The sequence below is a fragment of the Chitinasiproducens palmae genome (genome assembly GCF_900095735.1).
Lineage (GTDB): Bacteria > Pseudomonadota > Gammaproteobacteria > Burkholderiales > Burkholderiaceae > Chitinasiproducens > Chitinasiproducens palmae.
Map to the genome: position 1 here is coordinate 160,601 of NZ_FNLO01000002.1, position 12,063 is coordinate 172,663.

Genomic DNA, 12,063 nt, shown 5'->3' on the forward strand with positions numbered 1-12,063 from the left:
GAGCCCGAGACACCAGCCGACGCAGCAGCTACCGCGCTGCAACGGCCGACCGGGCGGCCCGTCATCGCGGTCTGCCGGTTGTAGCCGGGATGCTTCCAACTGTCCGACGCGGCAATATACTGATTTATCGAAAAGCGATCCCCTCGGCGGAAGCGGGCGTCATGAACCCGTGTTATCGCGATGACACGTCCCTAGGTCCGTAAGCCCGTAAGCCCGTACGCCCGTACGCCCGTACGCCCGTACGCCTGCCCGCCGGCACTACGAGGTGTGCTACCGCGCGGCCCCACCCGGTCTCAGCTTTCGACCGGCGTCGATGCGTTTCTTAAAAAGTGTCAAAGACGACGCTGTCAAACGCGCGAACTGGGGGCGGACTGTTTAATGTAGGCAACTGTCCCGCCAGGATGACATCCCCGACCGCTTTCCGCAGTTTGAAACGAACCGGTGATCCGCATCGGCACGGCGATGTCAGTCGCTTGCCCGAGCTGGGCAGCGGCGGGCGCTATCGGCCCGCGCCGCCGGGACTCTTCGCAGACCGATTGTTGCAGTCGGGCAGCGCGCGACGCGATATCCCGAAAAGCGGAGGTCGTCATGAAAGCCACCTTCAATGTGATTGCTCGTTCTCTTGGCCGGTTGTTCCTGCCGGCCGGATGCGGCTCGTCGAGGGCGTTCGACCGCCGGCTGGCATCCGTGAAGCGAGATTCGAGGGCACGTTGCGCAATTCTCGATGCCGTCTGGCAGTGCTCGCTGGATACCGGCAGCGGCGTGCGCCTCGATAGGACGGCCCTGCGCCGCGCGATCAAGCAGGTGCGTTCAGCGCTGCCGGAGATGTCGGGCACCTTCCGGCCCGAGCAGGCAACCTTCCTGTGCGACGCCGTGGAGACCATGCGGGACAATGCCTTTTCCAGTGGCGCGGGTGCGAACTGCATCGATCAGCTCGATCGGCTCGGGCATTTGCTGACGCGGCGTTGTCCCCCGACATGCATCGCTGCGGATAGCGATCCGCAGCCGCCGGGCGCGACGTGGGGCGGCCCGGCGCGGCGGCCGCGGCACGGCAGGCCGTGAGAGACGGGCGGCTCAGCCGAATGCGAGCGTGTAGCGCTGGCAAGTGCGCGCAGAAATCCGCTGGACCAGGGTCGGACCAGCCTACCAGCGTCGGATTGTCGCTTGCAGTGCCGGCTTCGACGGCACGGCGCCGCAACGAAGGCGACCAATGCGTGCCATCTTGCAAATCGCGTCGTCGCCGGCGACCGTCACAACGGCATCGGTGATGCAGTCGCATCGATCGCGATGGCATAATCGTGTGTCACGCGATGCCGCAGTTCGCGGCATCGAGGGCCCCGCGTTGCTTGAGGCAGGCGGATTGGGTAACGATCGATCGTAACAAGTCGTCTGAGACGGTCATCTCAAGCGGTGTCAAGCGCTTGAAAGTCCTAGCCGTCCCCGCTGCCCATCCATCTCGTTCGCCTGCTACAACGCTGCTGGCAGGTTGCGACGCGTGAGCACCCGCTGCGCGGTGGGCCACCGGACTATCGCTGTCGCGTGTCGACCGAGTAACGGTCGACATTGTCCCGGATGCACGCGCGACCGGATCGCGATGCCAATCAGTGACCGGCGCTCGCGCCCACGATCAGCGCTGGCTGGCTTGGGCGTGTCTCCGGCAAGCTGCTGCCGAACGTGCCGAACGTGCCGAACTGGGTCGCTGGGTTGGCCGACGACTGGCGGGGTCTGCGCATGATCGCCGCGCCCGCAAGCGATTTGCCCTGTCATTCGATAGCGACGTCGGTTGTATTGCTTTGATCACACGGCGTGCTCGCTGCGTTGGATGCGGCTTTGCACGCCCCCGATGCGCGCTCCCGGTGCGCGCGTGCTGTCATCGTGTGTCCTGCAGCTTACGCGGTGGTCATCTTGTTCCGTCTGTTGCCATCGGCACGATGCGCTAGGCACCGGGCATCCACGCATCAAACAAATGGGTGATCTGCGTTCAGCATCGGCGCAGGTGTCGGCTGGTTTCCGGCACGGCTTTGACGGCCCCCGCAGGTGGACGGGCACCATGCCAGCTGCGCGGTGGGCAGCAGCAACGCGGCGCGCGGTTCGACGTATTCATGCGGCGAAGCACGACGTGTCATAGACATCTGTTAGCGTCGCCGATTATTGCGCGGGCAGGCCCGTTCAGCGGGGACAAGCCTTTACGGCATATTCAAGATTGTAATCATCATGCGGATTTTTGAAACCTTCCAGCTTCAGTCCTATCTGGATACGCTCGTCAGCTATGGTGCCGCGCTTGTACTTGGTGCGATCATCGGCGCCGAGCGCCAGTACCGCCAGCGCAATGCCGGATTGCGGACCAACGCGCTCGTCGCACTCGGCGCGGCAGCCTTCGTCGATCTCGCGCAACGGCTGTCGGGCTCGGCCGAGGCAACGCGGGTCATTGCGTACGTGGTATCGGGGGTCGGCTTCCTCGGCGCTGGCGTCATCATGAAGGAAGGCATGAATGTGCGTGGTCTGAATACCGCCGCGACGTTGTGGTGCTCGGCCGCGGTGGGTGCATGCGCCGGCACCGACATGTTAGCCGAGTCGCTGACTTTGACCGTGTTCGTGGTGGCCGGCAATACATTGCTGCGCTTTGCCGTCGACGCAATCAACCGCCTGCCGTTCGCAGGCCACGGCATCGAGGCAACCTATGTGGTCACGCTCACGACCGATTCCCTCAACGCGGCGCGTTTGCGTGAATTGCTGGTCGACCACCTGGAACTGATGCGTTATCCGGTCGCGGACACGGATTTGGTCGAGCGGGCCGACGACCGGGTCGACATCGAAGCCACGCTGGTCAGCACCAGCGTCGTCGATGCGGACCTCGACAGAGTCGTCGCCTATCTGGGTGAGCGGCATGCGGTGAGCCATGCGCGTTGGGAAGTCCAGACCCAGGAATAGCGCTGTCTTTGCATTACGCCCGCACCGGGTTTTGATATCCGATGTGGGCGGCGTAGAGAAGGGCGATCGCGCAGCTTGCCAGGCGAGCGCGGACGTCGTCCGCGCGACTGGTCAAAATGATCGGGACGCGCGCTCCCAACACGATGCCGGCGGCATCGGCCTGCGCCAGGAAGGTCAGTTCCTTCGCCAGCATATTGCCCGCCTCGAGGTTGGGCACGAGCAGCACGTCGGCGTCACCGGCAACCGGGGAGACGATATGTTTGGCTCGCGCCGCTGCCAGGCTGATTGCATTGTCGAGCGCGAGCGGTCCGTCGAGGATCGCGCCTTCGATCTGGCCTCGATCCGCCATCTTGCAAAGCGCGGCGGCATCCAACGTCGAGGGCAGCTTGGCATTGACCGTTTCGACGGCCGACAGGATCGCTACCTTCGGTCGGGCGATGCCCAGCGCGTGCGCGAGGCCGATCGCGTTGCGCACGATGTCCGCCTTGTCGTCCAGCGAAGGCAGGATGTTGATCGCCGCGTCGGTGATGAAGAGCGGCTTCGGATAGGTTGGCACATCCATCACGAAGACGTGGCTGACGCGGCGCGCCGTGCGCAGACCGGTCTCCTTGCGGACCACCTCCGCCATCAACTCGTCGGTGTGGAGGCTGCCTTTCATCAGCGCCGAGACAACCCCGCTGTGCACCAATTCAACCGCCTTGGCCGCCGCCGCATGACTATGCGGCTGATCGACGAGCTGGAACGGGGCGATGTCGACGTCCAGCTCGCGTGCCAGGCCGCGGATGCGATCCGCGGGACCGACCAGCACCGGCGCGATTACGCCCGCACGGGCGGCGTCGATAGCCGCGCCTAGCGCGGTATCGTCGCACGGATGAACGACGGCGGTGGGCAACGGGGGATGCGCGGCACACGCCTCGATCAGCGCTTCATATTTGCGATGACGTCCGACGGTTGCCACCACGGGTGTTTCGAGAGGCATAGGCTGGCTCCATTTGGCTTGGATTGGCTCCGCTTGGCAACGGCTTGCGGCTTCAAGCCACGCGGGCCGCTCGTCCGGTTTCCTTCAGAAACGCTGCAAGCACGATCGCGAGCACGATGCCGCCGATGCCCATCAGTCCCGCGTGCGCGAAGTCGCCGACATTGATCGCGCGTCCTTGCGAAATATGCGTCAGCAGCCAGCCGTAAACGGGTGCCATCAGCGCGCTGAAGGTGAACACCAGAAAGTTGATCGCACCGGTGGCGCTGCCCTTGACGTGATCGGGATTGACTTCCTTGATGATGGTATAGGGAATCATCGCGGCGCCCGAGCCAAAGCCCAACAGGAAACCGAGCAGGTAAGGCGGGGCCGAATCCGGCGGCAGGTACAGGATGGCCGCGGTCGACACCAGCATCAGCAGGGCGCCGCCAATCAGCACCGGCTTGCGGCGCCCGATCCGGTCCGCAAGGTAGCCCAGCACCGGGCAGCCGACGACCCAGCCGAGCGGTACCATGGTCGCGCGGTGCACGGCCTCGATATAGCTGAGATGCCATCCGTCGCGCAGGAAGGCAACGCCCCAGATCATGTCACCGATCGTGGTCGGCAGGAACAGCAGCCCGGCGGCAAAGCCGCACAGATACGATTGCGGATTCCGTAACACGACCTTGTACGGGCGGAACATCGACCAGATCGAATCCTGATTCGACGCACGCGCGTCATGGCCACCCGGCGTTGCCAGCAGCAGCAACACGGCAATCAACGCTGCCACGGCGCCGGCGTACAGCCAGAACGCCTGCCATGTGACGCCGCCGTGAATCAGTGGGGCGACGACGAACTGGCCGGCCGAGCCGCCGAGCATCCCGAAACACTGCGTGAAGCCGACGGCGGTTGCAAGATAGCGGCCGGGGAAGCCGTGCGTCGCCAAGTAGACGGCACCAGTGAATGCGAAAGCCGATCCGGCCCCTTGTAGCAGGCGGCCCCACTGCGCCGACGCCACGCTACCGGTGCCGAACAGGGCAGCGCCCACGGCGAGCAGCGCGACGCCGAACGGGATGGCATATTTTCCACCGAAACGGTCCAGCGACGCGCCTGCCAGAATCGAAAACAACGAGTAGGTGTAGTAATAGAGCCCCACCAGCGCGCTGACGCCCAGCGCCGATAGTCCGAATGCGCTGACCAGCTCTGGCACCATGACCCCAGGGGCGGATCGCAACGCATACTGTTCGAAGTAGAACAGCAGGCAGAGTGCCCAGGCGACAATGAAAGCGACGTGGGTTTGCCCTCGATTGCTCGACCCGGCAAGGTTGCGGTCTGACATGACAGCGTGCTCCGATGATGCGATGTGAACGTGCGATGCGAACGTGCGCTGTGACGGTGAAGCGGCGGCCGGCCTCTCCCGTCAACGTGGCGTCAATGGCCCGAACGCCGCTGCTCGGCAACGACCAGCGCGAAGAAACGCGACAGGTCCTCCGAGAATTCACGTTCGGCGGCACCGTAGTCGAAGCGATGCTTCTGCTCCGCGACGGTCTGATCAGCAAACCGGCGTGCCGCTTCCGCCCGTTCGGCGTCGGAGGCAGCGTCGCGCATTGCGTGGTCGGCCAACACCGTGACGCGATCGCGCTCGATGTCGAGTACGCCGCCCGCCACGAACAGGGCCTGCTCACCGCCCTCGACTGGCTGGAAGCGGATCATGCCGGCGCGCAGGCGTGTCACGAGCGGCTCATGTCCCGGCAACACTCCCAGCGCGCCGGCCTCGCCGGGCAACACCGCGAAATGCACGGCACCGGCATGCAGCATCTCATCGACGCTGACGATTTCCAGATGAAAGGAAGTGACCATCGGTTTCTCCAGACGTCGCGGCGCCAGCCTTTTCGCCGCGTGCGACAGATTCGGTGACATGCGACAGGTCAGACGGCTGCCGCGCCCGCCACGATCTCATTGATCTCCTGCGTGATCGCGGCCTGCCGCGTGCGATGGTATAGGAGTGTCAATTCGTCGGCGACGCGCGTGGCGTTATCGCTCGCGGCCTTCATCGCGACCATCCGGGCACACTGCTCGCACGCGCTGTTCTCGACCACTGCCTGGTAGATCATCGATTCGAGATACCGCAACAGGACGGTGTCGACGACCGGCTTTGCCGCGGGCTCGAAGATCGGCGGTTCCGGGTGACGATGCTGCGCGTCCGCTTCAAACGCCGGCAGCGGCAACATGCATTCGACTTGCGGCTCGTAGGCCAGCGTGTTCTCGAATCGGTTGCTGGCGATGTGCAATTCGTCGAGTTCGCCGGCCACGAAGCGGATGATCGGTTCGGTGATCGCACCGAGCAGTTTGTCGAAGGCCGGCGGTTCGCCGAGGTCGACGGCGCTCGACATCAGATCGGCGCCGGTGCGCCGCATGAAACCCAGGCCCTTGCCGCCGATCACGGTGACCCGCACGGCAGCGCCACGCTGCTCCCATTCACGCATGCGATGCACGCATGCCTGCAGCAGGCGCACGTTGAGCGCGCCGCACAAGCCCTTGTCGGTCGTGACCACGATCAGGCCGACCCGGCGCAGGGGCCGACGCGCCATCAAGGGTGGTTGATAGTCCGGCGTGGCGTCGGCCAGCCGTTTTGCCGTGCGGCGCGCGCTTTCGCCGTACGCTCTGAAGCTGCGCATGCGGCGCTGCGCGCCCGCCATCTTGATCGACGCGATCATCTGCATCGCACGGGTGATCTTGCGCGTGTTGAGCACGCTGGTGATCTTGTTCTTGACTTCGCGCGGACTGTGCATAGGTCTTGGCTGGCGGACGCGGGAAGGAAATCGCGCTGCGGGCCGTGGCGCCATGGCGTGTTGGCGCCGTGCTGCCGGCAGGTGAAATCGCTTCGTGACGAACGAAAGCGAAAGGAACATGGTCAGCAGTTTACCGCGTCGCGCTTTTCCTTTCCGCGTTTACCTCTACTATCATGGTTGTTCGGTGCGATGAAGGGGGGCTGCAACGCGAGGGCTGCAACGCCGGCCCGGCGCGGCCGCGCCCCGGTCGAAGTCGACCGCGCCGCGCCTCGTGCGACAGGTTGGTGCATGCAGGGACAGCGCGTTCATGGCTTCGGCAGCAGCGTAGCGCACTTGCGCGACACAGACGTTGATGGCGGTCAATGTAGCCGGTGGCGTCGCACCGTTGATGGGCATCAAGCGGGCGTGAGCGGTGCCGTGATACGGTCGGATCAGGATTCGCAACGACTGCGGAACGCGGGCGGCCAGGTGTTTCTCGCCCGGCAGACCGGCAGACCGGCAGACCGCCAGCCACCGGCGTCGGCCGAAGAGAACAGGGAGGACGAGATGAAGGCAGTGGTATTCGACACGCATGACTATGACCGACGTGCGCTGAGCGAGGCGAACGCCAACGGGACACACGCGTTGACATTCCTGGACGTGCGCCTCGATGAGCAGACCGCGAAGCTGGCCGAGGGTTTCGACGCCGCCATTGCCTTCGTCAACGATCATCTGGACGAACCCGTCCTGGAACGGCTCGCCGCCGGCGGCGTGCGTCTCGTCGCGATGCGCTGCGCAGGGCACAACAATCTCGATCTCGCTGCCGCCACGCGTCTCGGCATCACCGTGGTCACGGTGCCGTCATATACGCCGCACGCAGTGGCCGAACACGTGTTTGCACTGACGCTGTCGCTTCTGAGAAGTGTGCCACGCGCCGTGTCCCGCGTGCGCGACGGCAACTTCAGCGTCGAAGGTCTGGTCGGCTCGCTGCTTTGCGGCAAGACGTTCGGCATCGTGGGTTTCGGACAGATCGGTCGCGTCGTCGCCGGCATCGCGCGCGGCTTCGGATGTCGCGTGGTCATCCACGATCCGTATGTGAAGGACACGGCGGCCGACGTCGAGAACCTGCCGCTCGAAGACCTGCTGGCGCGCAGCGACGTGATCTCGTTGCACTCGCCGCTGACTCCCCAGACCCGGCATCTGATCAACGCGGCGCGCCTTGCCATGCTGAAGGAGGGCGCCGTGCTGATCAACACGGGCCGTGGCGCGCTGGTCGATACCCTGGCGCTTATCGAGACACTCAAGGCCGACCGACTGGGCGGCGTTGGTCTGGACGTGTACGAGCTTGAAGAAAAGTTTTTCTACACCGATTGGTCGAACGACGTCTTGCCCGACGACGTGCTGGCGCGCCTGCTGACGTTCCGCAAGGTGCTCGTTACTTCTCACATGGGCTTTCTGACGCGCGAGGCGCTGGCCGAGATCGCGCAGACGACCTTGCGCAGCCTCGGCGATTTCGAAGCTGGCCAGACCCTGAAGAACCGCCTGAGCTGATCGAGCCGGCTGCCCAGCCTGACCGGATTGCCCGCCTTGCCTGGATTGCTTGACCACTGTCGCCACGACCGGAGATTGCACCTTGCCGATTCCTGACGCTTACCTCTCGCGCACGCGCATTGCCTATCTGACCATGGAGATCGGCCTGCGCGCCGAAATGCATTGCTACTCCGGTGGCCTTGGCCTGCTCGCCGGCGATCTGGCCCGTTCCGCGGCGGAGCTTGGCTTGCCGATGGTGTTCGTGTCGCTGGTCAGCCGTCAAGGCTATGTGCGACAGACCATAGAGGCGGACGGGCAACACGACTCGGCGGATCCATGGCGTCCGGAAGACTGGGCGCAACCGTTGGACGTGCGCGTCGCGCTGCCCTTGAGCGGCCGGACCGTATGGATCGGCGCCTGGTTGCATGAGCTGGAGTGCGGCGGCGGCCGTGTTCCCGTGTTGCTGCTGGACACTGACCTGCCGGAGAACGACGCGCAGGACCGGGGCCTGACCGATCGTCTTTATGGTGGCGACGCGACGCACCGGCTTCGCCAGGAAGCGGTGCTGGGAATCGGTGGCGAACACATCTTGCGCGCGCTGGATTTCCGCGTCGAACACTATCATCTGAACGAGGGGCACGCGGCATTTCTGGCCGCTTCGCTGCTCCAGCGGCATCCGACCGATGAGCGGCGAGCCGGTGGCGTGTCGGACGCCGCGGTGCCCGGCCGTGCAGCACAGCGCTACGATGCGGCCGCCGTTCGAGCCGCCTGCGTTTTCACCACGCATACGCCCGTGGCGGCCGGTCACGACCGTTTCGAGTACGACGCGTTGGAGCGTGAACTGGGACAGGCGCTCGACGTGCCCGCGCTTCGCGAGTTCGGCGGCGAAGGAACGCTGAACATGACGCGTCTCGCGCTCAACCTCAGTGGCTATACGAATGCCGTGGCGCGGCGACACGTGCAGACCGCACGCGAGATGTTTCCTGGGTACAGGATCGATGGCATCACCAACGGCGTCCATCCATCGCAGTGGGTGCATCCGGCCATCGCCTCCCTTTTCGATGCGCTTGCGGCCGATTGGCGGCGCCATCCCGAAACGTTGTTCCGCGCCGACGAGCTCGCCGACGATGCGCTATGGGATGCACACGGGCTTGCGAAGGGCGAATTGCTCGAGCACATCGCTCGAACGACCGGCGTCACATTCGACCCCGCTTTGCCTGTGATCGGCTTCGCACGGCGCATGACCGGGTACAAGCGTGCGGACCTGCTGTTCACCGATCTCGACCGCTTGCTGGCCATCGCCGACGCGCATCCGTTTCAGGTCGTGATGGCCGGCAAGGCGCATCCGAACGATGGCGAGGGCAAGGCGCTGATTGGGCGCATCGTCGCTATGTCGCGCGAGCTGGCCGGGCGCCTGCAGCTTGTATTCCTGCCTAATTATGATATTTCGCTGGCACAACGCCTGGTGGCGGGCAGCGATGTCTGGCTCAACACACCGGTGCCGCCGCTCGAAGCATCTGGCACCAGCGGGATGAAGGCCGCCTTCAACGGTGTCCCAAGTCTGAGCGTGATGGACGGCTGGTGGATGGAAGGCTGTGAGGACGGCATCACCGGCTGGCGTATCGGCGAGGCCGACGGCAGCGATCCGGAGGGGCATGCCGCCAGTCTCTACGCGAGGCTCGAGCAGGATGTCCTGCCGTGTTACGAAAGCGACCGCGGCGCCTGGCTTCGCATCATGAAGCAGACCATCGGTCGTCTGGCGCCGCAATTCAGCAGTCATCGGATGCTGCGCGACTACGTCAGTGCCGCGTATCTGCGCCGCTGATCCCTTCGTCGGGTGACGCCCGCGGCGCCAGGAACGCGCAACGCGACGGCTTCGAGCCAGGTTCGTGTTGCGCTCGGGCAGCCTCGATCGAGGGCTGCCTGCATGCCGTCCACGGTACCGCGCACGGCTTGACGGCCTCTAGTCCAGAAAACGTCAGGCATCGTCTCGACGGGCGACATGCCGCGCGCGATCCTCCGTAAGCTATACGCTCCAGTCGACGGGCTGTGTCGGGATCGGCATTCATGTCGATCGCCGGTTCGCACGGACCGGCACGGCGTACCTCGCCATTGATGGATGGCTTGCAGAACCATTCCTGACGAGGCGCATGGCACGTGGTACGGCCGTCGCACTGTCGGCCAAACGATCCGGGGCAATGACATGTGGTGCTGCTTTCCTTCTACAAACATCGCCGGGGCGTCAGCGTCCGACGAACGTCCAGCGAATGTCGGCGATCACACCGCGACCACTGCCAACGCGCTTCCCGACACGCCCATCTCGGTTGCGCCAGAGATCCGTGGCGTGATGCGTGGCGCCGAGCGACTCGCGTTCTCGGACCGTACGATAACGGAAACGCTGGTGCACAGGGGGGACAGTCTCTCTCTTTCCGCTTGCACCGTACGGCCGCCGTCGAGGCTGGCGCTCGAAAGCAAGCGTGGCCCGGTTACTGTCTCGAATGGCTCTCGTCTGGAAGGCGATGTGTCGACCGGAAACGGCGATCTGCGCATGACGGACTCGTCGGTCGATGGCGCCGTGTCGATCAAGACGGGCGAGGCGCGCTTCACAAATTGCTCGGTCGGCGGCCGGGTGTCGATTGGAAGCGGAGACGCGTACTTCAAGGGTTCGTCGGTTACAGGGCGTGTGTCGATCGGCAGCGGAGACGCGCGTCTCACGAACGCATCGGTCGGTGGCCGTGTGTCGATCGGAGCAGGAGACGCGTATCTTACCGATTCATCGGTCGGCGGCCCGTTGTCGATCGGCTCTGGGGACGTGCAATTGACACGTGCTTCTGTCGACGGCCGCGTGAGCGTAGGGGCCGGTAGTGTCGTCGCGCGCGAAGCCACGCTAGGTCAGGTTCAAGTGGGCAATGGCTCGGCGCGCTTGCGCGGCACGCGTGTCGCGGGCGTGACCAGCAACGGCCGCATCCAAATTAGCGAAGGCAGTGACGTTGCCGGAGACGTGCGATCCGCATCGGCGCGCACGCTCAAGATAGAAAGTTCAGTCGTCAGGGGCACGGTGATCGCCCGTGGCAGCAAGTTGAGGGTAGGCGCGGATGCGCACCTCAACGCGATAGCGCTGCGCAAGCCAGCCGCGCTTTCCATGAGCACTTTCGGGGGAAGCGTGGTCATCGACCCGGTAATAAATTACGTCCCAAGCGGCAGACAAGAACGAACGACAGTCCACCAAACCGGCTGCGACCGACCGCCGCTCGATTCGGCATCCGCCACTGGATCCGACGTTCAACATGTCACGTTGGGTGCGCGCTCTCAATTGCAGCAGTTGACCTTCAAAGCGAAATCCTGCGTCTTGTCCCTGCACGCGGGCGCTGCCTATCACGGCTCTTCCGATATACCGGGGTTGCGCGTGGTGGTCGTTGAGCGCAACGCGAGCGACACCGTCGAAGCGACAAACGACTCGACGGCAGGGGCACACGATCCCGATTAAGCATCGTCCTGCCGGTCAGTCGTTGTCAAGCGCGCCCGGCATCGGATGCTCCTAAAGCTGTGAAGGGTGCCGCAGTCGTCGGAGCAGAAAATGGCTCGCAATGGCGCTCGCGATGAGAGCGGTCTTGGCTATATACTGCCAAAGAAGAACGACAAAAAAATGCTTGTCAGAAAATTCGCGCGACGAATCAAGCGCACGTATTCAAATCCCCAAGACAGCCGACCATCGAGGCAGCCGCCTCGACGGGCACCCCGATAACGCGCAAACCCGAGCACGGCGTGTCGGCCGCGAAGCAGGATTTTCGTCGCCGAGACCGACGACGCATCATCCGCACGTGGCGGACATGATGCATGCGTTGCATCACGTCGAGCCGCACGCGTTCGCGCGCC

General features: G+C 64.5%; 9 protein-coding genes. 5 read left to right on the forward strand and 4 right to left on the reverse strand.

Annotated features, from left to right (window positions below; all coding sequences use genetic code 11):
- Positions 1-441: 441 nt before the first annotated feature.
- Positions 442-1,062, forward strand: coding sequence for a hypothetical protein (locus BLU54_RS03885; RefSeq protein ID WP_139169473.1), 621 nt, complete (start codon positions 442-444; stop codon positions 1,060-1,062).
- A 1,152-nt stretch (positions 1,063-2,214) separates the two neighbouring features.
- On the forward strand, positions 2,215-2,931 hold the full coding sequence (locus BLU54_RS03890; RefSeq protein ID WP_091904942.1) for an MgtC/SapB family protein: 717 nt from the start codon (positions 2,215-2,217) through the stop codon (positions 2,929-2,931).
- Between the two features lie 13 nt (positions 2,932-2,944).
- Here BLU54_RS03890 and BLU54_RS03895 read toward each other — a convergent pair whose 3' ends face one another.
- The 4 genes from BLU54_RS03895 to atpG all read right to left on the reverse strand — a co-directional run bounded on the left by BLU54_RS03895 (position 2,945) and on the right by atpG (position 6,678).
- Complete coding sequence (locus BLU54_RS03895; protein WP_091904945.1) at positions 2,945-3,910, reverse strand: bifunctional enoyl-CoA hydratase/phosphate acetyltransferase; 966 nt, start codon at positions 3,908-3,910, stop codon at positions 2,945-2,947.
- A gap of 52 nt (positions 3,911-3,962) precedes the next feature.
- Positions 3,963-5,225 carry an MFS transporter gene (locus tag BLU54_RS03900; RefSeq protein ID WP_091904948.1) on the reverse strand — a complete coding sequence of 421 codons (1,263 nt, stop codon included), beginning with the start codon at positions 5,223-5,225 and terminating at the stop codon, positions 3,963-3,965.
- A 92-nt stretch (positions 5,226-5,317) separates the two neighbouring features.
- On the reverse strand, positions 5,318-5,746 hold the full coding sequence (gene atpC / locus BLU54_RS03905) for an ATP synthase F1 subunit epsilon (RefSeq protein ID WP_170845006.1): 429 nt from the start codon (positions 5,744-5,746) through the stop codon (positions 5,318-5,320).
- Between the two features lie 68 nt (positions 5,747-5,814).
- Complete coding sequence (gene atpG / locus BLU54_RS03910) at positions 5,815-6,678, reverse strand: ATP synthase F1 subunit gamma (RefSeq protein ID WP_091904955.1); 864 nt, start codon at positions 6,676-6,678, stop codon at positions 5,815-5,817.
- A gap of 546 nt (positions 6,679-7,224) precedes the next feature.
- Here atpG and BLU54_RS03915 point away from each other — a divergent pair.
- The 3 genes from BLU54_RS03915 (at position 7,225) to BLU54_RS03925 (ending at position 11,674) form a co-directional block, all read left to right on the forward strand.
- Positions 7,225-8,208, forward strand: coding sequence for a 2-hydroxyacid dehydrogenase (locus BLU54_RS03915; protein WP_091905968.1), 984 nt, complete (start codon positions 7,225-7,227; stop codon positions 8,206-8,208).
- An 82-nt stretch (positions 8,209-8,290) separates the two neighbouring features.
- Entirely contained in the window at positions 8,291-10,012 is a 1,722-nt protein-coding gene (gene glgP, locus BLU54_RS03920) for an alpha-glucan family phosphorylase (protein ID WP_211435295.1), read from the forward strand.
- A 294-nt stretch (positions 10,013-10,306) separates the two neighbouring features.
- Positions 10,307-11,674 (forward strand): DUF4097 family beta strand repeat-containing protein, encoded by a 1,368-nt coding sequence (locus BLU54_RS03925; RefSeq protein ID WP_139169475.1) that lies wholly within the window; start codon positions 10,307-10,309, stop codon positions 11,672-11,674.
- Positions 11,675-12,063 lie beyond the last annotated feature (389 nt).

What these genes read in the sequence shown, in the direction of transcription:
- BLU54_RS03890 (WP_091904942.1), top strand. Translation starts at nt 2,215, where the DNA reads ATGCGGATTTTTGAAACCTTCCAGCTTCAGTCCTATCTGGATACGCTC.
- BLU54_RS03895 (WP_091904945.1), bottom strand. Translation starts at nt 3,910, where the DNA reads ATGCCTCTCGAAACACCCGTGGTGGCAACCGTCGGACGTCATCGCAAA.
- BLU54_RS03900 (WP_091904948.1), bottom strand. Translation starts at nt 5,225, where the DNA reads ATGTCAGACCGCAACCTTGCCGGGTCGAGCAATCGAGGGCAAACCCAC.
- atpC (WP_170845006.1), bottom strand. Translation starts at nt 5,746, where the DNA reads ATGGTCACTTCCTTTCATCTGGAAATCGTCAGCGTCGATGAGATGCTG.
- atpG (WP_091904955.1), bottom strand. Translation starts at nt 6,678, where the DNA reads ATGCACAGTCCGCGCGAAGTCAAGAACAAGATCACCAGCGTGCTCAAC.
- BLU54_RS03915 (WP_091905968.1), top strand. Translation starts at nt 7,225, where the DNA reads ATGAAGGCAGTGGTATTCGACACGCATGACTATGACCGACGTGCGCTG.
- BLU54_RS03925 (WP_139169475.1), top strand. Translation starts at nt 10,307, where the DNA reads ATGGCTTGCAGAACCATTCCTGACGAGGCGCATGGCACGTGGTACGGC.